The sequence below is a fragment of the Thauera sp. K11 genome, from assembly GCF_002354895.1.
In the GTDB taxonomy this organism is placed as follows: domain Bacteria; phylum Pseudomonadota; class Gammaproteobacteria; order Burkholderiales; family Rhodocyclaceae; genus Thauera; species Thauera sinica.
Genome location: NZ_CP023439.1, coordinates 2,576,624 through 2,598,984 on the forward strand (window position 1 = coordinate 2,576,624; position 22,361 = coordinate 2,598,984).

General features: G+C 68.3%; 18 protein-coding genes and 1 tRNA gene. 11 read left to right on the forward strand and 8 right to left on the reverse strand.

The genetic code is table 11. The features are described from left to right. Window positions 1-45 precede the first annotated feature (45 nt). The 3 genes from carA to CCZ27_RS11240 form a co-directional block, all read right to left on the reverse strand. Window positions 46-1,188: a glutamine-hydrolyzing carbamoyl-phosphate synthase small subunit gene (carA, locus tag CCZ27_RS11230; protein ID WP_096448217.1), complete on the reverse strand. Its 1,143-nt coding sequence runs from the start codon at window positions 1,186-1,188 to the stop codon at window positions 46-48. 214 nt (window positions 1,189-1,402) lie between these two features. Continuing rightward, window positions 1,403-2,209 carry a 4-hydroxy-tetrahydrodipicolinate reductase gene (gene dapB, locus CCZ27_RS11235; protein ID WP_096448219.1) on the reverse strand — a complete coding sequence of 269 codons (807 nt, stop codon included), beginning with the start codon at window positions 2,207-2,209 and terminating at the stop codon, window positions 1,403-1,405. A gap of 61 nt (window positions 2,210-2,270) precedes the next feature. Continuing rightward, the gene (locus CCZ27_RS11240) at window positions 2,271-2,684 is read right to left on the reverse strand and encodes an outer membrane protein assembly factor BamE (protein ID WP_096448221.1); all 414 of its coding nucleotides are present in this window, start codon (window positions 2,682-2,684) and stop codon (window positions 2,271-2,273) included. Window positions 2,685-2,827: 143 nt separating this feature from the next. Between CCZ27_RS11240 and fur the strand changes: the two genes are divergently transcribed. Further along, the gene (gene fur, locus CCZ27_RS11245) at window positions 2,828-3,265 is read left to right on the forward strand and encodes a ferric iron uptake transcriptional regulator (protein ID WP_096448223.1); all 438 of its coding nucleotides are present in this window, start codon (window positions 2,828-2,830) and stop codon (window positions 3,263-3,265) included. 63 nt (window positions 3,266-3,328) lie between these two features. Here fur and recN read toward each other — a convergent pair whose 3' ends face one another. Together recN and CCZ27_RS11255 are read right to left on the reverse strand one after the other, a co-directional pair. Then, window positions 3,329-4,984, reverse strand: a complete 1,656-nt coding sequence (gene recN, locus CCZ27_RS11250; RefSeq protein WP_096448225.1) for a DNA repair protein RecN — start codon at window positions 4,982-4,984, stop codon at window positions 3,329-3,331. A gap of 64 nt (window positions 4,985-5,048) precedes the next feature. After that, window positions 5,049-5,933: an NAD kinase gene (locus CCZ27_RS11255; protein ID WP_096448227.1), complete on the reverse strand. Its 885-nt coding sequence runs from the start codon at window positions 5,931-5,933 to the stop codon at window positions 5,049-5,051. A 123-nt stretch (window positions 5,934-6,056) separates the two neighbouring features. Between CCZ27_RS11255 and hrcA the strand changes: the two genes are divergently transcribed. Then, the gene (gene hrcA / locus CCZ27_RS11260) at window positions 6,057-7,085 is read left to right on the forward strand and encodes a heat-inducible transcriptional repressor HrcA (RefSeq protein WP_096448229.1); all 1,029 of its coding nucleotides are present in this window, start codon (window positions 6,057-6,059) and stop codon (window positions 7,083-7,085) included. Between the two features lie 52 nt (window positions 7,086-7,137). Beyond that, window positions 7,138-8,235 carry a ferrochelatase gene (hemH, locus tag CCZ27_RS11265; protein WP_096448231.1) on the forward strand — a complete coding sequence of 366 codons (1,098 nt, stop codon included), beginning with the start codon at window positions 7,138-7,140 and terminating at the stop codon, window positions 8,233-8,235. 88 nt (window positions 8,236-8,323) lie between these two features. Here hemH and CCZ27_RS11270 read toward each other — a convergent pair whose 3' ends face one another. Then, entirely contained in the window at window positions 8,324-9,688 is a 1,365-nt protein-coding gene (locus tag CCZ27_RS11270) for a serine/threonine-protein kinase (protein WP_096452449.1), read from the reverse strand. A gap of 185 nt (window positions 9,689-9,873) precedes the next feature. Between CCZ27_RS11270 and CCZ27_RS11275 the strand changes: the two genes are divergently transcribed. The 4 genes from CCZ27_RS11275 to CCZ27_RS11290 all read left to right on the forward strand — a co-directional run bounded on the left by CCZ27_RS11275 (window position 9,874) and on the right by CCZ27_RS11290 (window position 13,924). Continuing rightward, window positions 9,874-11,193 (forward strand): TRZ/ATZ family hydrolase, encoded by a 1,320-nt coding sequence (locus CCZ27_RS11275; protein WP_096448233.1) that lies wholly within the window; start codon window positions 9,874-9,876, stop codon window positions 11,191-11,193. 103 nt (window positions 11,194-11,296) lie between these two features. After that, a complete protein-coding gene (locus tag CCZ27_RS11280) occupies window positions 11,297-12,016 on the forward strand; it encodes an OmpA family protein (protein ID WP_096452451.1) in 720 nt (239 codons plus the stop codon). Window positions 12,017-12,134: 118 nt separating this feature from the next. After that, window positions 12,135-12,839, forward strand: coding sequence for a bifunctional 2-polyprenyl-6-hydroxyphenol methylase/3-demethylubiquinol 3-O-methyltransferase UbiG (gene ubiG, locus CCZ27_RS11285; RefSeq protein WP_096448235.1), 705 nt, complete (start codon window positions 12,135-12,137; stop codon window positions 12,837-12,839). A gap of 230 nt (window positions 12,840-13,069) precedes the next feature. After that, a complete protein-coding gene (locus CCZ27_RS11290) occupies window positions 13,070-13,924 on the forward strand; it encodes a class I SAM-dependent methyltransferase (RefSeq protein WP_096452453.1) in 855 nt (284 codons plus the stop codon). Between the two features lie 109 nt (window positions 13,925-14,033). Here CCZ27_RS11290 and CCZ27_RS11295 read toward each other — a convergent pair whose 3' ends face one another. Beyond that, window positions 14,034-15,302 carry a lytic murein transglycosylase gene (locus CCZ27_RS11295; RefSeq protein ID WP_096448238.1) on the reverse strand — a complete coding sequence of 423 codons (1,269 nt, stop codon included), beginning with the start codon at window positions 15,300-15,302 and terminating at the stop codon, window positions 14,034-14,036. Between the two features lie 74 nt (window positions 15,303-15,376). Between CCZ27_RS11295 and CCZ27_RS11300 the strand changes: the two genes are divergently transcribed. Further along, window positions 15,377-16,600, forward strand: coding sequence for a glycosyltransferase (locus CCZ27_RS11300; protein WP_096448240.1), 1,224 nt, complete (start codon window positions 15,377-15,379; stop codon window positions 16,598-16,600). 68 nt (window positions 16,601-16,668) lie between these two features. Here the strand turns inward: CCZ27_RS11300 and CCZ27_RS11305 are convergent. After that, window positions 16,669-16,745: transfer RNA gene (locus CCZ27_RS11305), tRNA-Met, on the reverse strand. Between the two features lie 191 nt (window positions 16,746-16,936). On the opposite strand from CCZ27_RS11305, the gene CCZ27_RS11310 reads away from it, so the two are divergent. The 3 genes from CCZ27_RS11310 (at window position 16,937) to CCZ27_RS11320 (ending at window position 22,311) form a co-directional block, all read left to right on the forward strand. Continuing rightward, the gene (locus CCZ27_RS11310; RefSeq protein WP_157748549.1) at window positions 16,937-17,497 is read left to right on the forward strand and encodes a DUF2760 domain-containing protein; all 561 of its coding nucleotides are present in this window, start codon (window positions 16,937-16,939) and stop codon (window positions 17,495-17,497) included. A gap of 136 nt (window positions 17,498-17,633) precedes the next feature. Next, complete coding sequence (locus tag CCZ27_RS11315; RefSeq protein ID WP_232516334.1) at window positions 17,634-19,520, forward strand: Hsp70 family protein; 1,887 nt, start codon at window positions 17,634-17,636, stop codon at window positions 19,518-19,520. Between the two features lie 10 nt (window positions 19,521-19,530). Further along, entirely contained in the window at window positions 19,531-22,311 is a 2,781-nt protein-coding gene (locus tag CCZ27_RS11320) for an Hsp70 family protein (RefSeq protein WP_096448244.1), read from the forward strand. The last annotated feature ends 50 nt before the right edge of the window (window positions 22,312-22,361 follow it).

Below are 22,361 nucleotides of genomic sequence, written 5' to 3' on the forward strand. Positions count from 1 at the left end.
CATCGAAACGGTGACGGCGGGCGATGGGCCCGCCGGGGTGCCTGATTACCTGGCCGCTTCCATCAGGCGGACGAAGCGGTCGAACAGGTAGGCGACGTCGTGCGGACCCGGACTCGCTTCGGGGTGTCCCTGGAACGAGAACGCGGGGACGTCGGTACGGGCGAGGCCCTGGTTCGAGCCGTCGAACAGGGACTGGTGCGTCACCCGCAGATTGCCCGGCATGGTCGCCGGATCCACCGCGAAGCCGTGGTTCTGGCTGGTGATCAGCACTTGGCCGCTGTCCAGGTCCTTCACCGGGTGGTTGGCGCCGTGGTGGCCGAACTTCATCTTGACGGTCTTCGCACCGGAGGCCAGCGCCAGGAACTGGTGGCCGAGGCAGATGCCGAAGGTCGGCACCTTCGATTCGATGATCTCCCGCACCGCGTCGATGGCGTAGTCGCACGCCTCGGGGTCTCCCGGGCCATTGGACAGGAACACGCCATCCGGCTTCATCGCCAGCACGTCTTTTGCCGGCGTCTGCGCCGGCACCACCGTCAGCCGGCAGCCCCGTTCGGCCAGCATGCGCAGGATGTTGAACTTGACGCCGAAATCGTAGGCGACGACGTTGAAACGGGCCCGCTCCACCTTGCCGTAGCCTTTGCCCAGCACCCACTCGCTCTCGGTCCAGTCATAAGCCTGCGGTGCGCTGACGACCTTGGCCAGGTCCATGCCGGCCAGGCCGGGGAAGGCGCGCGCAGCGGCGACGGCGGCCTCCGCATCGAGCGGCGCGCCTTCGGCCGCGGTGACGATGCAACCCGCCTGCGCGCCCTTCTCACGCAACACGCGGGTGAGCTTGCGGGTGTCGAGGCCGGCGATGGCGACGACGTTCTCGGCGCGCAGGTAGGCGTCGAGACGCTGCTCCATGCGGAAGTTGGACGGCAGCAGCGGCAGATCGCGGATGACGAGCCCTGCGGCATGAACGCGGGTCGACTCGACGTCCTCGCGGTTGATGCCGGTATTGCCTATGTGCGGATAGGTCAAGGTCACGATCTGGCGCGAGTAGCTCGGGTCGGTCAGGATTTCCTGATAACCCGACATCGAGGTATTGAACACCACTTCGCCAACCGTGCTGCCGACCGCGCCGATGCCCTTGCCATGGAATACCGTCCCATCGGCGAGCGCAAGAAGGGCGGGCAGGGATGCAGTCACGAGAAACTCCTGGATTCAGCCTGGAAATCAAGGGCTGACAACCGATGCCGCCCTCGAAGCTTGCAAAAAAGCGGGACGAGCCCGTAGGCCGATCCCGCTGTCTAGATGTCGCGATTCTACGTTTTTCGGCCGTTCAAGGCAATGTGACGCCGCTGCCCCGCCGATACCGCAGGCCGCGTCGCCCCATGGCCGCGGAACCGGCCGGCCCGATCGTTCAGCGCAGGCCGAGGATGTCCTGCATGTCGAACAACCCGGGCGCACGCCCCGCCACGAAGCGCGCCGCCCTCAGCGAACCGAGCGCGTAGGGCATGCGGCTGCCGGACTTGTGCGTGATCTCGATGCGCTCGCCGATGCCGGCGAACAGCACGGTGTGGTCGCCCACGATGTCGCCGCCGCGGATGGTGGAGAAACCGATGGTCTCGGCCCTGCGCTCGCCGGTCACCCCTTCGCGGCCGTAGATCGCGCAGGCGTCGAGATCCCGCCCCAGCTCGCGCGCGACCACCTCGCCCATGCGCAGCGCCGTGCCGGACGGCGCGTCGACCTTGAAGCGGTGATGCGCCTCGATCACCTCGACGTCGTAGCCTTCGTCGAGGATGCGGGCAGCGACCTCGAGCAGCTTGAACACCGCATTGACGCCGACCGCCATGTTCGGTGCGAAGACCACCGGAATGTCGGTGGCGGCCTGTGCGATGGCCGCCTTGCCCGCCGCATCGAAGCCGGTGGTGCCGATCACCATCGCCTTGCCGAGTTCGCGGGCGATCGCGAGATGGGCGAGCGTGCCCTCCGGGCGGGTGAAGTCGATCACGCAATCGGCCGCGGCGATCGCCGCGCGGAGATCATCGACGATGGCAACGCCGCACGGCGCACCCAGCAGTTCGCCCGCATCGCGCCCGATGTAGGGCGTCCCGGGCCGGTCGAAGGCCGACGCGACGACGACGCCTTCGTCCTCGAGGGCGGCCTCGATCAGCATGCGGCCCATGCGGCCGGACGCGCCGGCGATGGCCAAACGGATAACCGTCATCTTGCAGTTCCTGGAGAGCCGGTGGACGGACGCGGAACGGACGCCCCGCACCGGCGGATGATCAATCTTGCGGCGTGGCCGGGACTTCGACGACGCGGCTGCGCTCGCCGCGCCCCGTCTCCGCCGCAGCCTGCGCATTGCCGGCCTGCACGTCGCCCTCGATGCGGTCGAGCCTGTCGTCGACGAAGAAGACGGAGATGACCCGCTGCTGCGCCTCGGCCTGCCCGGGCTTGAACCGATAGACGTAGTCCCAGCGATCGTTGCGGAAGACATCGACGACCAGCGGCGTGCCGAGGACGAAGCGCACCTGCTCGCGCGTCATGCCCTTTTTGAGCTGGGCGACCATGTCCTGGTCGACGTAGTTGCCCTGGCGAACGTCGATCTTGTAGGGATTGACCTTGCTCACGATTGTGTCGAAGGAGCAGCCGGCAAGCAGGCTTGCGGCGACGAGCGCCGGAAACAGGAGAGGACGCATGAAGAGGAGTCGGATGAAGGCGCCCGCTGGGGAGCGCAGGTTCTCATTGGGGGGTAAAAAATATAACATAGGGCAAGTCGGCCTTTCGCCGAACTTCGCGCATTCTCCGACTGCGCGTCACCTCGCCATCCGTATGGACAGCCATGTCAGAGAATTCCAAGAGCCTGAAGAGCATAGGCTTGAAGGCGACCTACCCACGCCTGAAGATCCTGGACCTGTTCCAGAGCGCGGAGCAGCGCCACCTCACCGCCGAAGACGTCTATCGCCTGCTGATCAGCGAGGGCATGGACATCGGGCTGGCGACGGTCTATCGCGTGCTGACCCAGTTCGAGCAGGCCGGATTGCTGGAGCGCCATTACTTCGAATCCGGCAAGGCGGTCTTCGAACTCAACCAGGGCAATCACCACGACCACCTCGTCTGCCTGCAATGCGGCAAGGTGGAAGAGTTCTACGACCCCGAGATCGAACAGCGCCAGAAACGCATTGCCGAAGAGCGCGGCTTCACCATCAAGGAGCACGCGCTGTATCTGTACGCCGACTGCGTCCGCAAGGACTGCCCCAACCGCGGCGGCGGCTCCTGACCCGCCCCGGCGCGCACGCCCCGTCGGCGAAGCCGCCTGCTACCGCGGCCCGCATCCAGCCCTTCAGCGCTGCCCCAGCATCTCCGCCGCGTGGTCGCGCGTGGTCGCGGTGATGTTCACGCCGCCCAGCATGCGCGCGATCTCCTCGATGCGCTCCTCGCTGGAAAGCGGCGTCACCTCGCTGAGCGTCTGCCCTCCCCGCTCCACCTTGGCGATCCGCCACTGCCAGTCGGCACACGCAGCGACCTGCGGCAGGTGGGTGACGCACAGAACCTGGCGCTCCCGTCCGAGACGGGCGAGCAGCTTGCCGACGATCTCCGCCACACGCCCGCCGATACCGACGTCCACCTCGTCGAAGATCAGCGTCGGCGTGGCCGAGTCGCGGCTCGTCATGACCTGGATGGCGAGGCCGATCCGCGACAGCTCCCCGCCGGAGGCGACCTTGGCCAGGCTGCGCAGTGCCTGACCCGGATTTGCCGCAACGCGGAATTCCACGATCTCCGCGCCATGCGCGGAGGGCTGGGAAGGTTCGAGCGCCACATCGAAGCGCCCCCCGGCCATCGCGAGCGTCTGCATCGCCTCGGTGATCTCCCTCGACAGCGCCTCGGCCGCGGGCCGGCGCAAGGCGGACAGGCTTGCCGCCGCGGCCCCGAATCGCCCGTACGCCTCGGCCTCGGCCTGCTCCAGTCTGGCCGGGTCCGAGCGCGCCTCCAGCGTGGCCAGGCGTTCGCGCCACTGGCTCATGAGTTCGGGCAGGGCTTCGGGCACCACGCGATACTTGCGCGCAGTATCCATCACCGTCGAGATGCGGCGTTCCACCTCGGCCAGCCGCTGCGGATCGAGATCGAGGCGCTCGCGGTAGCGCCGCAGCGCATGCAGCGCCTCGTCGGCCTGGATCGCGGCGGCCGACAGCAGTTCGCGCACGTCTGCCAGGCCGGGATCGATGTCGGCGAGTTCGGCGACGCGGCCATCGAGATGGCGCAGGATCGCGCAGACCGCGTAGTCGCCCTCGCCCAGGGCGGCCAGGGTTTCGTCGGCGCCTTCCATCAGCCCCGCCGCATGGGCGAGACGGCTGTGCTCAGCATTGAGTTCGTCCCACTCGCTGCCGTCGAAGGCGAGTTCCTCCAGCTCCTTCGATTGCCAGGCGAGCAGTTCGCGCTCGCGCGCCGAGTTTGCCGAGTCCGCCTCCGCCTCGCGCCTGAGGTTGGCGAGCGCCTGCCATTCGCGATGGCAGCGGGCGACTTCCGTCGCGATCGCGCGCGCACCGGCACAGGCATCGAGCAGTTCGCGCTGGGCCTCGGCGCGCAGGAGCGCATGGTGGGCATGCTGGCCGTGGATGTCGGCCAGCCACTCGCCCGCCGCCCGCAGTTGCGCGAGCGTCACCGCGGTACCGTTGATCCAGGCCCGGCTGCGCCCGCCGGCGTCGACCACCCGGCGCAGGATCACCGCCCCCTCCTCGGCCTCCAGCGCCTCATCGGCAAGCCAGGCGGCCAGTCCGCCCTGCTGCGGCAGATCGAACTCGGCGATGATGTCGGCGCGCTCCTGCCCGGCGCGCACGACCCCGGCCTCCGCGCGCCCCCCGAGAGCGAGCCCGAGCGCATCGAGCAGGATCGATTTGCCAGCGCCGGTTTCGCCGGTCAACGCGCCGAATCCTGCGGCGAAATCGAGTTCGAGGCGGTCGACGATGACGAAGTCGCGTATGGTGAGTCGTCGCAGCATGATGTGAGAAAACGAAGGCAGGACTGCAGCAGGATCCGCGCCCGCATCGGCGCGGACGGCGGGTTCAGTTGTGGCGCGGAGCAGCACTCCAGTGCAGCTTTTCGCGCAGCATGGCGTAGTAGCTGTAGCCGACCGGATGCAGCAGGCGCAAGGCGTGCGGCGAGCGGGTGACGCGCACGCAGTCGCCGGCACGCAGATCGAAGCGGGCCTGGCCGTCGAAATGCACGCGTGCATCGTGCGGCAGCAGCAGCGAGATCTCGATGCGGCTGCTGTCCGGCAACGTGACGGGACGTGCCGTCAGGGCATGCGGACAGAGCGGCACGAGCGCGATGCCGCCGACGCTCGGGTGCAGGATCGGACCGTTGGCCGACAGCGCGTAGGCAGTCGATCCGGTCGGGGTGGACAGGATCATGCCATCGGAGCGCTGCGTATAGACGTATTCGCCGTCGATCGCAAGGTCGAACTCGATCATGCGGCCGAGGTCGCCCTTGTTGACGACGACATCGTTCAGCGCGCGGGTCGAGAAGACGCGCACACCGCCACGCAGCACCTCGGCATCGAGCATGAAGCGGGACTCTTCGCCAAACCGCCCCTCGATGATCTCGGCAAGACACGCCAGTGCGTTCGAGCGCGAAATGTCGGTCAGGAAGCCCAACCGCCCGAGGTTGACCCCCACCAGCGGTACCGCGTGCTCGGCAAGGCGGCGGGCCGTGTTGAGCATGGTGCCGTCGCCGCCGACCACCACCGCGAGGTCCGCCTCGGCGCCGATCTGCTCGTAGGCCGCGATCGGGTAGTCTCCCGCACCGCCGATGGAACTTGCCGTACCCTGTTCCATCCATACGTTACGCCCTCGCGAACGCAGGAAACGTGCGATCTCGAGCACGGACTCGGCGACGTCCGGGCTCTGATATTTGCCGATCAGCGCGATGTTGTCGAAGTGCATGCTCATAGCCGCGGATTAAACCATATCCAGCCGACAAAACCGGAAGCCGACGGTCATCTCCCGCACTACCCGCCGCTTACCACGGCCGCCACACTTTCGTAGAATCCCGGCAACAGCCCCGACGCCCACATGAACACGCTCGACACCCGCTCCCAGATCCTGCTCAAGACCTTGATCGAACGCTACATCGCGGAAGGCCAGCCGGTGGGCTCCCGTGCGCTGTCGCGCTTCTCCGGCCTGGAACTGTCGCCGGCCACCGTGCGCAACGTCATGAGCGATCTGGAGGAAGCCGGTTTCATCGCCAGCCCCCACACTTCCGCCGGGCGCGTGCCCACGGCACGCGGCTACCGATTCTTCGTCGATGCGCTGCTCACCGTGCAGCCGCTCGAAAGCGCCCAGGTCCGCGAGCTCAAGGGCCAGTTGCAGCCCGACCAGCCTCAACGGCTGCTGAATTCGGCCTCGCACGTGCTGTCCGGCCTCACGCAGTTCGCCGGCGTCGTGGTGGCACCGCGCAAGGACGCGGTCCGCATCCGTCAGTTCGAGTTCATCAGCCTGTCCGAGACGCGCATCCTGCTGATCATCGTCACCACCGCGGGCGACGTGCAGAACCGCATCCTGCTGACGCGTCGTGCCTATATCGCTGCCGAACTCAGCAGCGCCGCTTCCTACCTGAACGAACATTTCGTCGGCCTTTCCTTCGATGAGATCAGGCACCGGCTGCGGGCCGAACTGCGGCAACTGCGCAGCGACATGACCGAACTGATGACGGCAACGGTGGACGCCGGCTCGGAAGCGGCCGAGGAAACCGCGACCAATTACGTGATCTCCGGCGAAACCAATCTGCTGGAGGTCGAGGACCTGTCGTCCAACATGTCGCGCCTGCGCGAACTCTTCAAGCTCTTCGACCAGAAGACCGGGCTGATGCAGTTGCTGGACCTGTCGAACCGCGCCGAAGGGGTCCAGATCTTCATCGGCGGCGAATCCGGCCTGGCGCCGCTGGATGGATGCAGCGTGATCACCGCGCCCTACGAAGTCGATGGACGGGTGGTGGGGTCGGTCGGCGTCATCGGCCCCACGCGCATGGCCTACGATCGCGTCATCCCCATCGTGGACATCACCGCCAGGCTGCTGTCCAGCGCGCTGTCGTCCAATCACTGACCGGAGCGCGCCGGCGCCCGCTCCGCTGCAAGAACCGAATCCAAGGACCCCCATGGCCCGCTACTGGAGCGAACCCGCCTACGAGCACGACGCGCGCGCGCGCATCGGCGTGCTGCTCGTGAACCTGGGCACGCCCGAAGCCCCTACCGCCCGCGCCCTGCGCCCCTACCTCAAGCAGTTCCTGTCGGACCCTCGCGTGGTGGAAATTCCGCGGGCGGCCTGGTGGCCGATCCTGAACGGCGTCATCCTGAACCTCCGGCCGGCGAAGTCGGCGGAAAAATACGCCAGCATCTGGACGAAAGAAGGCTCGCCGCTCAAGGTGCATACCGAGCGCCAGGCAAAGCTGCTCGCCGCCCGCCTCGCCGAAACCCGCCGCCCCGACCTGGAAGTCGCCTGGGCCATGCGTTACGGCGCGCCGTCGATTCCCGACATGCTGAACGCCCTGCGTGCCCGGGGCTGCACCCGCATCCTGGTGCTGCCGGCCTATCCGCAATACTCGTCGAGCACGACGGGCAGCGCCATCGACGAGGTGGCGCACTGCCTGCGCAACTGGCGCAACCTGCCCGAGATCCGCTACGTGCGCAGCTTCCACGACGATCCGGGGTACATCGCCGCAATCGCGCGGAACATCCGCGAACACTGGGCGCGCCACGGCACACCCGACAAGCTGGTGATGAGCTTCCACGGCATCCCGCGCCGCACCCTCGACCTGGGCGACCCCTATCACTGCGAATGCATGAAGACGGCGCGCCTCGTCTTCGACGCCCTGGAACTGCCGGCCGACCGCGCCGCGGTGACCTTCCAGTCGCGCTTCGGCAAGGCCGAGTGGCTGCAGCCCTACACCCAGCCCACACTCGAAGCACTGGCGAAAAGCGGAACCCGCCGCGTGGACGTGATCTGCCCGGGCTTCGTGTCGGACTGCCTGGAAACCCTGGAGGAAATCGCCATGGAATGCCGCGATGCCTTCCTCGCCCGGGGCGGCAAGACCTTCCACTACATCCCCTGCCTGAACGAACGCGACGACTGGATCTCCGCACTCGCGGACCTAGCCCGGCGCAACCTCGGCAACTGGCTGGAAGCACCGGCGGCGGATGCGGGCGAGATCGCGGCAAGCAGGCAGCGGGCACTCGCGCTGGGCGCCACGCGATAAACGCACGGAGCGTTCAGGCAGCCTGCCGCAGCCGATTGCGCGCGATGCGATGCCTGGGACGCCGGAACACCGGGAGCTGCCAAACGGCTCAGCCGTCCACCAGGCGCAAATCCAGGCTGCCCGTCGCCGTGTATTCACCCACTGCCGCGGCGGGCATGTGCTGCGACAGGGTGCGTGCAATGATTGCAAGCCGGCGCACGACGACCGTAGACACCTGGGTACGGAAACGCTCGACCACCTCGTCGCTGGCAAGCGCCAGCGCGGCCGGATTGATCTCCAGATAGGTCAGCGCTTCGAGCGAAACCACCGACAGCATGTGCCGATGCTCGATGCTGTCGATCCACGCCTGTTCGCCGAAGACCTCGCCTCGGCCGAGTTCGGCCACCTTGCGCCCGCCGACGGAAAGCTCCACGCGGCCATCGAGGACGATCGCAAAGCGCTGGTCGGCCTCGCCCTCGCGAACCAGGGCGATGTTCTTGTCCACCTGCCTCCACGAGCAGATACGCAGCACTTCCCAAAGCTCGACGTCCTCGAACTCGGTAAAGAACGCCAGCTTGCGCAGTTGGTTAAAGCGCTGGGTGTCCGGCGGGACGTAGCTGTCGTCGAGGATCTTGTAGCGCACGGCCGCCAGGTCCTTCGCAAACTCGGCGCCGTTCTTGTAGCGCGAATAGAGATCCTTCTCGAGCGCGCGGCGGATCACCGCATCCATCTGCTCCGGCACGTCCGGATTGAGCTGCGACACCGACGGCGGATCGGCGTTGATGATCTTGTAGATGAGCTGCGCCGGGTTGGTGCCGCGAAAAGGCAGCCGGCCGGTGAGAAGGTGGAACAGCACGACGCCGAGCGAATAGAGATCCGTCTTCTGGTTGAGGGGATATCCCTTGATCTGCTCGGGGCTCATGTAGGCCGGCGACCCCACCCCCATGATGAAGGTCGAATCCGTCTCCACCCGCTTGCTGACGTTCAGCGCGAGGCCGAAATCCGTGATCTTCACGTTGTCCTGGTCGTCGACGAGGATGTTCGCCGGCTTGATGTCGCGATGGACGATCCCCTGGCGATACGCGTGATCCAGGGCCATGCAGCACTTGAACACGATGCCGATCGTGCGGTGGATGGGCAGCAGATGCTCGAACGAGCAATGGCGCTCGAGGGAGGCACCCGGGAAATACTCCATCACCACGTAGGCTTGGCCGGGTTCGATCGACGCATCGTAGATCCGGATGATGTTCGGATGGTCCAGGCGCGTGGCCACCGCCTTCTCGGCCTTCAGCAGCTTGATCAGGCGCCGGTTCCACTTCGCCTCGTCCCGCACCTTGTCGTCGAAGCGGACGTGCTTCAGCGCCACCGGCCGAGGGTCGTCCGGGCCTTCGGCCAGATAGACCACTGCCGTCGCACCGCGCCCGATTTCGCGCAGGATCCGATACCGACCGATTTTCTCCGGCAATCCGTTCATGCCATCCACGCGGCGGACCGACAATGCCCGCGATCAAAAGTCGACGCCCCGATTCTGTCACGAACCCCGCCCGCCCGGCCATGCGAACGCGGTGCCGCCAGCCCCGCCCATGTTGTTCGCGCTTCCGCCGCCGTGCTTAAATCGCCGCACCCTTCCCGCCATTGCGCCCACGCGGAGAACCACGCTTGAACGAACCGGCCGACCTCCTGATCTACGCACGCTGGGTCATTCCCGTCGAACCCGCGCGGGCCGTGCTCCACCATCACGCCGTCGCGGTCCGCTTCGGCCGCATCGCCGCCGTGATGCCGAGCGACCTGGCCCGCCGCACGGTCGATGCCGCCCGCGTCGTCGAACTCCCCGAACACGCGCTGATCCCGGGGCTGGTCAACCTCCACACGCACGCCGCGATGAACCTTCTGCGCGGCATCGCCGACGATCTGCCGCTGATGCGCTGGCTGCAGGAGGCCATCTGGCCCGCCGAGAACAAACACGTTTCCCATTCCTTCGTTCGCGAAGGCACGCTGCTCGCAGCCGTCGAGATGCTGCGCGGCGGCATCACGACGTGCAGCGACATGTACTTCCATCCCGACGCGGCTGCGGAAGCCTTCGATCTGGCAGGCATGCGGGCACGGGTCGGCATCGTTCTGATCGACGTTCCCACGTCCTACGCGGCGGATGCGGACGACTACCTGCGCAAGGGCTTCGCCGCCCGCGACCACTGGAAGAACCACCCGCGGATCGGCTTCACCGTCGCGCCGCATGCGCCCTACACCGTCTCCGACGCCAATCTGCGGCGCGCCCAGACCCTCGCCCATGAACTCGATCTGCCGCTGCACATCCACATCCACGAATCCGAGGGCGAGATCCGCAACTCGCTGGCAGCCCACGGCATGCGCCCGCTGGCCCGGCTGGCGAAGCTCGGCGTCGTGGCGGACAACATGGTGGGCGTGCACGCCGTGCATCTCGACGCGCAGGAAATCGAACTGCTCGCCGGCCACGGCGCCAGCGTCGCCCACTGCCCGACCTCGAACATGAAGCTTGCCAGCGGCATCGCACCCGTCGCCCAGCTGCTCGCCGCGGGCGTCCGCGTCGGGCTGGGCACCGACGGCGCGGCCAGCAACAACCGGCTCGACCTGTTCCAGGAGATGCGGCACGCGGCCCTGCTCGCCAAGGTCGGCAGCAAGGACGCGACGGCCGTGCCGGCCCATGCCGCACTGCACATGGCCACGCTGGCCGGCGCCGAAGCACTGGGCCTGGGGGCGGAAGTCGGCTCCATCGTCCCCGGGAAACGGGCCGACCTCTGCGCGGTGGATCTTGGCGACGCTCTGATGCGGCCCTGCTTCGACCCCATTTCCCATCTCGTGCACGTCGCGGGCCGGGAGCATGTCTCGCACGTCTGGATAGACGGCGAAATCCGCGTGGCTGAAGGCGTTGCGCTGTTGCAAATAAGCGACAAAGAATTGCTCCGAATTGCGACGGTGTGGCAAACTAAGCTCGCTAATTGAACTGGATAAGTAAGTTCGACCTGACGTGGAGACGGCGATTCGTTGCTGTTTTCCTTCTCCAATGCAGTGGCAACTCCGGCGATTCGCCTTCAAAGAGGAAACCATGATCAAACAGACCAAGAAACAGATGCTCATGCTGGCCGCCATCGCTTCGATCGGCCTTACTGCTCCTGTCGCCTACGCTCAGCAGGTGAAGGACGTGGTGGTCGACAGCAAGGGCGAAATCCCGTACGTCATCGATGCCCGCAACGTCGTCGCCCGCAGCGGTACCGGCCTGTGCTGGCGCACCGGCTACTGGAGCCCGGCTGCCGCGTCGACCGCGATGGCTGGTCAGTTCCCGGCGGGTTGCGAATGCGACGGCGACATCGTTCCGAAGGACAAGTGCGTTGCGCCGGTCGCGGCTGCTGCCGCGCCGGCCGCCCCTGCCGCTGCGCCGAGGCCCACCGCCGACAAGATCAAGCTGTCCGCCGACGCCCTGTTCGACTTCGACAAGGCCGTCCTGAAGCCGGAAGGCAGGGCCAAGCTGGATGATCTGGCCGCCCAGTCCAAGCAGGTCAAGCTGGAAGTGATCCTCGCCGTCGGCCACACCGACCGCCTCGGTTCCGACGCCTACAACCAGAAGCTGTCCGAGCGCCGTGCCGCGGCCGTGAAGACCTACCTGGTTTCCAAGGGCGTGGAAGCGAACCGCGTCTATACCGAAGGCAAGGGCGAGAAGCAGCCCGTCACCGGTGCCAAGTGCGACAAGATCAAGAACCGCAAGGCTCTGATCGAGTGCCTGCAGCCGGATCGCCGCGTGGAAGTGGAAGTCATCGGCTCCAAGTAATCCGCAGCCCGATGTACGGAAAGCCCTGCCTCGGCGGGGCTTTTTGTTTTTGAGGCGACCGCCGAACCGCATACGCCCGCGACGGTCACACTGCCGTTCCCCAAAGGCTCCGATCCCGATGAACACGACCAATTCCGATCCGGCTGAAGTCCAGAAGTTCAGCGACCTCGCCCACCGCTGGTGGGACCCCGAATCCGAGTTCAAACCGCTGCACGAGATCAATCCGCTGCGTCTGGAGTGGATCGACAGCCGGGCGGCGCTCGCGGGAAAGACGGTGCTCGACGTCGGCTGCGGCGGCGGAATCCTGTCCGAGAGCATGGCGGCACGCGGCGCGGCGGTCACCGGCATCGACCTCTCCGAGAAGGCACTCGGGGTGGCTCGCCTGCATCTCTACGAGAGCGGGCTCAAGGTGGATTACCGGCACACCGGTGCGGAAGCCTTCGCGGCCGAGAATCCCGGCCGGTTCGACGTCGTCACCTGCATGGAAATGCTCGAACACGTGCCCGATCCGGCCAGTACGATCGCGGCCTGCGCCAGGCTGGCGAAACCGGACGGCCACGTCTTCTTCTCGACCATCAACCGCAATCTGAAGGCTTATGTCTTCGCGGTCATCGGCGCGGAATACGTGCTGAACCTGCTGCCGCGCGGCACGCACGAATACGCCAAGTTCCTGAAACCGTCCGAGCTGTCGCGCCATTGCCGCAATGCCGGGCTGGACATGCAGGGCATGAGCGGCCTGAGCTACAACCCGCTGACCAAGGTGTATTCCCTGGGCGACGATACGTCGGTCAATTACATGATCCATACGCGGCGTTCGGGCTGAACGCCGTTCGCGCCGGCCGTATCGATTCAATGCCGGTTCCGGAGATCGAACCGGGAAATGCCGCCCGGGCGTCGGGCGCAACCGATGACATCGAGCGCCGGCACGGGCCGCAGGACGGCACCGTTTTTCTCCGCCGATTCGAAACGGCCGGCCACTGCGGTCGTTTTTTACATTTTGTCGACATGCAGATCACCGCTCCGCCGCGGTGGCACGCAGCAGATCGAAAGAAGATGAACGCTCAGCATCCCGAGATCCGCCCGGATCAGTCGATCGAACTGCTCAAGCAGCTCCACATCCTGACGCGCGACGGCACGCTCAACCAGGACAGCCGGCGCAAGCTCAAGCAGGTCTATCACCTCTACCATTTCATCGAACCGCTACTGGCCGAAGCGCTCGCGGAACGGCCCGACATTCAGCTCGTGGACCACGGTGCGGGCAAGTCCTATCTCGGCTTCATCCTTTACGACCTGTTCTTCAAGTCGCAGGCGCCCCAGGGCTGCATCCACGGCATCGAGACGCGCGACGAACTGGTGATGAGCTCGCGCCGCCTGGCGGACAAGCTGGGCTTTCGCGGCATGCGCTTCCAGAATCTGACGGTGGCCGATTCCATCACCTCCGATCGCCTGCCGCAGCGCATCGACGTCGTCACCGCACTGCATGCGTGCGACACCGCCACGGACGACGCGATCCGCTTCGCGCTGAAGAAGCAGGCGCGCTTCATCGTGCTGGTACCGTGCTGCCAGGCCGAAGTCGCAGCGGTCCTGCGCAAGAACAAGGCACAGGCGCTCAGGAACAGCCTCACCGAACTGTGGCGCCATCCCATCCACACACGCGAATTCGGCAGCCACGCCACCAACGTGCTGCGCTGCGTGCAGCTCGAATCGCACGGCTACCAGGTCAGCGTCACCGAGCTGGTGGGCTGGGAACACTCGATGAAGAACGAGCTGATCATCGCCAGCTACAAGGACCTGCCGCGCCGGCGGCCTTCCGAGCGGCTGGCCGGGCTGCTGCACGAACTGGGGCTGGAAGAACTCGGCGAGCGCTTCTTCCCCGGCCAGCCGGCCACGGACACGCCGGCGAACTGAGGAAGTCCGCGGGGCCTGCCAGCATCGAAGACTCCGCCGGAACCGTCGTCCGCCGGTAGAGGCGGCCTCTCGCGCCGCTGGACCGCCAACTGGCGTCCAGCGGTGTTCCTCAGTTGGCGACCGCGGCTCTCAACGCCCGCAGCACCTTCTGCCCTGCGCGGCCGTCGGGCTGCAGGCCCAGTTCGGTCTGCACCGCCTTGAGCGCCTCGCGCGTACGCGCGCCGATCGCGCCGTCAGCCTCGCCGATGTCATGGCCGTGCCGGATCAGCAGCGTCTGGAGTTCGCGCCGCTCGGCGCGGGACAGGCCGGGATCGTCGGTCGGCCAGCCGGTGACGAACGGCCCGCCGCCGCGCAGGCGATCGGACAGGTGGGCGATGGCCAGCGCATAATTCTCCGCGGCGTTGTACGAATACAACGCGTCGAAATTGCGCGTGACGAGAAAGGCCGGCCCGCCTGCCCCCGCCGGCAACAGCAGCGCAGCCGCCGTCTCGCCGGGCGGCAGTCCGCTGCCATCGCTGCGCCGGACGCCGCGCGCAGCCCAGTCGCGCATCGGCTGCTTGTTGCGTCGCCCCGCCGACGAGGTATCGAAACCCGCGGGCAAGGCCACCTCGAAACCCCAGGGCAGATCGCCGCGCCAGCCCGCGCGCTTGAGGAAGTTGGCGGTGGAGGCCAGGGCATCGGGCACGCTGTCGACCAGGTCGCGCCGGCCGTCGCCGTCGAAGTCCACCGCCAGCCGCATGAAGGTCGACGGCATGAACTGCGTGTGCCCGAAGGCGCCCGCCCACGACCCGGTGAGGCGCTCGGGCGCCACGTGCCCTTCCTGGATGATCCTGAGCGTGGTGAAGAACTCGCCCCGGAAGTAGGACTGCCGGCGGCCGTAGCAAGACAGCGTCGACAGCGACGTGAGCAGCGGGCGCGTGCCGAAATTGCGGCCGAAGTTGCTCTCGACGCCCCACACCGCCACCACCGTCGCGCGATCGACGCCGTACTCGGCCTCGACCCGGCGCAGAACCTCGTCCCAGCGCGACAGCATCCCGCGCCCGTCCGCCACGCGCTCCTCATCGACCAGCGCGGCGAGGTAGTCCCAGATCGGCGTCACGAATTCGGGCTGGGCATCGAGAAAGCCGATCACCGCCATGTCCGGAGCGAGCATTGCCGTCTGTGCATCGAAGGTTGCGCCCGACACGCCTTTGGAGATCGCTTCGGGCCGCAGCCGAGCGAGGCAGGACGCGAACTCCTCGTCCGCCAAGGTGGCGGTACTGGCGGACAGCAACGGCAGCGAAATCGCGGCCAGAAAGCCGGCACGGGAGAAACGGCGGTTCCGGGGACGAGGCGCGCGATCCTGCGGCGCAGCCCGCAGACTGGGGGACGTATTCATGCCCGCATTTTACGCCAGCCGGGCGGACGGGACCGTAACCGCAGCGTAACACCGCCCTGTCAGTCTCGGCGCCCATGAAACGGGTGCTGATGGTCTCCGACGTCTATTTCCCGCGCGTCAACGGTGTTTCCACGTCGATCGCGACCTTTCGCCACGCCCTTCGCGCCTGCGGCATCGACGTGCGCCTGCTGGCGCCGGACTACGGCGAAGATGTGGATCAGCCAGCGGAACCCGGGGTCGTCCGCGTACCGGGACGCAGGGTTCCCCGCGATCCGGAAGACAGGCTGGCGTCCTGGCGACGCATGCGGGCCGCCGCCCTGCGCGAGGCCGCTTCATGCGACCTGGTACACATCCAGACGCCCTTCGTCGCCCACTACGCCGGCGTCGCCGCGGCCCGCAGGCTCAAGCTGCCGCTGCTGCTGAGCTACCACACCTTCTTCGAGGAATACCTGCACCACTACGCGCCCTTCCTGCCGCCGGGCCCGTTGCGTGCCCTCGCGCGCCGGGTGTCCCGCTCCCAGTGCAACACGGTCGATGGCGTGGTCGTACCGTCGACCGCCATGCGCGACCGCCTCGCCGCCTACGGGGTGTCCTCCGCGCTGCACGTACTGCCAACCGGCATTCCGATCGAGACTTTCGGGGCGGGGGACGGGCAACGTTTCCGCCGCGCATATGGCATTGCCGCAACGGCGCCGGTGGCGCTCTTCATCGGCCGCGTCGCGCACGAGAAGAACATCGGCTTCCTGATCGACGTCGCGGCCATCGCGGCAGCGGCCCTGCCCGGCTTCGTCCTCGTGGTTGCCGGCGAAGGGCCGGCGCTGGCCGAACTGGAAAGAGACGCCGCCCGGCGCGGCCTGGCATCCGCCGTCCGCTTCGTCGGCTACCTCGACCGCGGGCGGGAACTGCACGACTGCTACGCCGGGGCGGACGCCTTCGTGTTCGCTTCCCGCACCGAGACCCAGGGCCTGGTGCTGCTCGAAGCGATGGCTTCCGGCCTGCCGGTCGTCGCGCTCGCCGAGATGGGCACGAGGGACATCCTCACGCCGCACTCCGGCGCCATCGTCTCCACGGACGACAGGGACGCCTTCGCCAGCGAACTGATCGGGCTGCTGGCCTCCCCTTCGCGCCGCCAGGCGCTCTCCGCACAGGCCCTGCTCCACAGCAGGCAATGGGCGGACGGCATCATGGCGGAGAGACTTGCGGATCTGTATCGGCGCCTGACGAGCGGGACGGCCGCCGCGGCACCCCCCGGCGGCATCCGCTCTGGCACGGAACTCGGCGACGGCCACATGGAGTGAGGGGCCGTCCGGTACAGGCGCAAAAAAACAGGCCGGTCAGCTCACGCCACCGGCCTGTCTCTTGTATATGGTTGCGGGGACAGGATTCGAACCTGTGACCTTCGGGTTATGAGCCCGACGAGCTACCGAGCTGCTCCACCCCGCGTCGGAGAAGCGGAACTATATACACATCCGGACGGAACAGCAAGCTTTCCATTCCCGGAAGCACCTTCGCCCCGCACGAGACCCATCCCGACCAGGGCCATCCGCACCGCCCCGGGCGACCGCCTCGTTAGGGCAATCGCCGCCGGCTGGGTTATATTGCGTCGCAACAAACTTCGGCAAAAGGATCTGCTCATGCCTCGTCCGACTCCTTCCTTCGTGCGCCGCATCGGCCTCGCCTTCTCCGTCCTGTTCCAGCCCGAACTCGCCGCCAGGCTCCAGCAATTGCGCGATGGGGACCTGCCGGCCGGCCCGACGGCAGACCGACCTTCCGCCTCCGGCGCAGCACCCGCGGCAACGCCGGCGCTGCGCGAAAACCCGCCCGGCGCCGCGCTCCAACTGATCGGCCTGCTGCAGCGCGAAGCCCGCTTCGTCGATTTCGTGCAGGAGGACGTCGGCGCTTATTCCGACGCCGACATCGGCGCCGCCGCGCGGGTGGTGCATGAAGGCTGCCGCAAGGTGCTGCGCGAGCATTTCAGCATCGGGCCGGTGCGCTCCGAAGCCGAGGGCAGCCGCATCACCCTGGCCGAAGGTTTCGACGCCGCCGCCATCCGCCTGACCGGCAACGTCGTCGGCAAGGCCCCCTTCACCGGCAGCCTCAGCCACCGCGGCTGGCGCGTCACCGAAAGCCGCCTGCCGAAACTGGCCGAAGGCCATGACGCCAGCGTCGTCGCCCAGGCGGAGGTGGAGCTATGAGCGCCTCCGCGCGGCCGTCCGGAGGAGGCGCTCCCCCTCCCTCGGGGAGGTCGTCGCGCAGCGACGGGAGGGTCGTCATGAACGCCTCCGCGCAGCCGTCCGCAGGGGGTGATCTCCCTCTTTTGGAAAGGACGTCGTGCAGCGACGCGAGGGCAGTCCGGTGAGCACCGCCGGCAACGGCGCCCGCTACACGATCGGCATCGATCTCGGCACCACCCACTGCGCACTGTCCTTCGTGGACGTCGGCGCGAGCGACGGTGAAAAGGCCGTGCAGCAGGTCCTGCCCATCCCGCAGCTCACCGCTCCGGGCGCGGTCGAGGCGCTTTCGCTGCTGCCGTCCTTCCTCTACCTGCCGCACACCGACGAACTGGCCGAGGGCGACCTGCATCTGCCGTGGACCGCATCCCAGGACTACGCCGTCGGCGAGTTCGCCCGCGCGCGCGGGGCGGCGACGCCCATCCGCCTGGTGGCCAGTGCAAAGAGCTGGCTGTGCCACCCGGGCGTGGACCGCCGCGCCGCCATCCTGCCGGCCGAAGCGCCGGCCGAGGTCGCGCGCATCTCGCCGCTGGACGCCTCGATCCTCTACCTGTCCCACCTGCGCGACGCCTGGAATGCCGCACATCCGGATGCGCCTTTCGACGGGCAGGACGTCACCGTCACCATTCCGGCTTCCTTCGACCCCGCCGCACGCGAACTCACCGCCGAAGCCGCGCGAGCCGCGGGCTATCCGCCGACGACCCTGCTCGAAGAACCGCAGGCCGCCCTGTACAGCTGGATCCAGCGCAGCGGCAGCGACTGGCGCAAGGAAGTGAAGCCCGGCGACCTGATCTTGGTGGTCGACATCGGCGGCGGCACCACCGACCTGTCGCTGATCGCGGTGCTCGAGCGCGACGGCAACCTGGAGCTGCACCGCGTCGCCGTCGGCGATCACATCCTGCTGGGCGGCGACAACATGGATCTGGCGCTCGCCTACGGTGTCACGCGCAAGCTCGCGGCACAGGGCACGCGGCTCGATCCGTGGCAGACGCGCGCGCTGGCCCATGCCTGCCGCGGCGCCAAGGAAGCGCTGCTCGGCGACGCGGACATCGGCAGCGTGCCGGTGGTCGTGCCCAGCCGCGGCTCGAAGCTGATCGGCGGCTCCATCCGCACCGAAGTCACGCGCGAAGAACTCACCGCCAGCCTGCTCGACGGCTTCTTCCCGCAGGTGGCGGTCGGCGACCCGCCGATCAGCCGCGCACGCGGCGCGCTGACCCAGCTCGGCCTGCCCTATGCGCAGGATGCGGCGATCACCCGTCATCTCGCCGCCTTCCTGACCCGCCAGCTCGGCGCCACGGCTGAACTCGAAGGCTTTGCCGGCCGCTCCGGCGAGGGCGGCTTCCTGCATCCGACCGCGGTCCTGCTCAACGGCGGCGTGCTGAAGTCGGGCCTGATCGCCGATCGCGTGCTGGACGTGCTCAACGGCTGGCTGGCGGCGGACGGCGCCGCACCCGCCCGCCTGCTCGGCGGTGCGGATCTCGACCTCGCGGTGGCACGCGGCGCGGCCTACTACGGCTATGTGCGGCGCGGACGCGGGGTGCGCATCCGCGGCGGCACCGCGCGCGCCTATTACGTGGAGGTGGAGTCCTCGATGCCGGCGATCCCGGGCATGGAGCCGCCCCTCGAAGCCCTGTGCCTCGCCCCTTTTGGCATGGAAGAAGGCACCGAGGCTGCACTGTCCGAGCGCGAGTTCGGCCTCGTCGTCGGCGAACCGGTACGCTTTCGCTTCTTCGGCTCTTCGGTGAGGCGCCAGGACCAGGTCGGCGCCCTGCTCGACTTCTGGACCCCGGACGAGCTTCAGGAACTCGAGGAAATCGAACTCACCCTGCCGGCCGAGGGCCGCACGCCCGGCGACATCGTGCGCGTGCGCCTGCACGCCCGCGTGACCGAAACCGGCACGCTCGAACTCGAAGCCCTGCCGCCGGACGGCGGCGAGCGCTGGAAGGTGCAGTTCGACGTGCGCGGCGACGCCGGCGAACGGGGCTGACCCTCCCGACGTGACGCGCTACACCGTCGGCATCGACCTCGGCACCAGCAACACCGTGGTCGCCTTCGCGGCCGAAGGCGACGATCGCATCCGGTTGCTGCCGATCGAGCAGCTCGCAGGCCGCGGCGAAGTGGCGGCACGCACGCTGCTGCCCTCGGTGCGGTATCACCCGGCCGCCGGAGAACTCGACGACGCGGAGCTGGCGCTGCCCTGGCGGCACGAGACCGGCTTCGACCCGGTTCGGGCCGTCGTCGGCAGCTTCGCCCGCGAACTCGGCGCCCAGGTGCCCGGCCGCGCCGTGGCCAGCGCCAAGAGCTGGCTGTCGCACGCGGGCGTGGACCGCAGCGCGCCCATCCTGCCCTGGGGCGCAGGCGAGGACGTCCCCAAGGTATCGCCGGTGGTGGCCAGCGCGAGCTACCTCGCCCACGTGCGCGCAGCCTGGAACGCACGCCACCCCGATGCGCCGCTGGAGCGGCAGGACGTGGTGCTCACCGTGCCGGCCTCGTTCGACGAGGGCGCCCGCGCGCTCACGGTGGAAGCCGCCCGGCTGGCGGGCCTGCCCGCGCTGCGCCTGCTGGAAGAACCGCAGGCGGCCTTCCACGACTGGCTGTTCCGCCATCGCCACGGTCTCGCCTCCGAACTTGCGCAATCGCGGCTGGTGCTGGTCTGCGACGTGGGCGGCGGCACGACCGACCTCACGCTGATCCAGGTCGAACCCGCCCGCGACGGCGGAGCGCCGCGCCTGACCCGCATCGGCGTTGGCGACCACCTGATGCTGGGCGGCGACAACATGGACCTGGCGCTGGCCCATCTCGCCGAACGGCGCTTGACCGACGGCGGCGAGCGCCTGTCCGCAGCCCGCTTCTCCCAGCTCGTGCAGCGCTGCCGGGTGGCGAAGGAACGGTTGCTGGACGCCGATGCGCCGGAGCGCGCGACGGTGACGCTGCTCGGCGCCGGCGCCCGGCTGGTGGGTGCGGCGCGCTCGGTGGAGCTCGGCCGCGACGAAGTGGCGCGCCTGGTCGTCGACGGCTTCCTGCCCCTGGCCGGCCCGGACGACCTGCCGCAGCGCCGGCGCGCAGGCATCGTCGAGTTCGGCCTGCCGTACCCGGCCGACCCCGCGATCACCCGCCACCTCGCCGCCTTCCTGCACCGGCACGCCACCGCCGCGCGCACCGCGCTGAGCGATGCCGCACCGGCGGAAGGCGCGCTGCCCGTCCCCGACACCTTGCTGCTCAACGGCGGCGTGTTCCGCGCCGGTGCGCTGTCCGCGCGTATCGAGCACCTGCTCGCTCGATGGCGCGGCGCAGCGCTCCGCGTGCTGCACGACGACGACCCGGATGTCGCGGTGGCGCGCGGCGCCGTCGCCTTCGCCCTCGTACGTGCGGGCCGCACCAACCTCGGCCCCGGCATCGGCGGCGGCTCGGCACGCAGCCATTTCCTCGTGCTCGAGGACGAGCGCGGCGGCGCCAGTACCCTCTGCGTGCTGCCGCGCGGCACCGAATACGGCTGCGAGGTGGAATTGCCCGGGCGCAGCTTCGCACTGCGGCTGGGGCAGGCGGTGCACTTCCACCTCGTATCGTCCAGCAGCGACACGCCGCGCCAGGCCGGCGACCTCGTCGACCTGGCAGACGACGATTTCGTCCGCCTGCCGGCACTCGCCGCCCGCCTGCCTGCCACCGCCGAAGGTCGCCGCGAAGAAGTCGCGGTGCGGCTGGTTACGATGCTGACCGAGGTCGGCACGCTGGAAATGCACTGCGTCGGCATCGACGACGCGAGCCGCCGCTGGCAGCTCGCCTTCCAGTTGCGCAACGAGGCCGATGCCGACGACGGCGTCGCTGCGGCCACCGTGCCCCATCCTCGCCTGCACGACGCCCTGGGCCTGATCGACCGGGCCTTTGGCGCGCAGTCGCAGGATGTCGATCCGAAGGACGTGCGCCAGTTGCGCGCCCGCCTGGAACGCCTGCTCGGCCGCCGCGAGGACTGGGATCTCGCTCTGCTCCGTACCCTTTTCGACACCCTGCTCGAGCGCGCCCGCCGGCGCCGGCGTTCGGCAGAGCACGAGCGCATCTGGCTGAATCTCACCGGCTACTGCCTGCGCCCCGGACTCGGCGCCGCGCTCGACGACTGGCGCATCGGGCAGTTGTGGGCGCTGTTTCCGCAGGGCATCCAGTACGCCAACGAGGCGCGCAACTGGTGCGAATGGTGGACCCTGTGGCGCCGCTGCGCCGGCGGCCTGGCCGAAGCCGCGCAACTGCAAGTGCTGGAGGTACTGGCCGGCCACCTCGAACATGCCGGCAGCGGCAGGCATGCCCGCGACCCGGTGCAGGGCAGCTACGACGACATGGTGCGGCTGGCCGCGTCGCTGGAACGGGTGCCGGTGATGCACCGGATCGAAGTCGGCAAGTGGCTACTCGAGCGCCTGCGGCATCCGTCCGAGAAGGCCCACACTTGGTGGGCGGTCGGCCGCGTCGGCGCGCGCGCGCCCTTGTACGGCAGTGCGCACAACGTCGTGCCGCCGGACATCGCCGCCGAATGGCTGGCGGCGATCCTCGCGCTCGACTGGAAATCCGTCGAACCCGCCGCCTTTGCCGCCGCCCAGGTGGCACGCATGACCGGCGACCGCACGCGCGATCTGCCGCCGGCCGCGCGGGAGGAAATCGCGCGCCGGCTGGCAGCCGTCCGTGCCCCCCAAAGCTGGATTACCATGATGTGCGAAAGCGCCCAGCTCGACGCTGCCGACCAGGGCCGCAGCTTCGGCGAATCGCTGCCACCCGGGCTGAAGCTGATCTGAAGCGCTGAACCGCAAGACGCGCGCATGCCGCCTTGCCGTCCTCGTCGAAC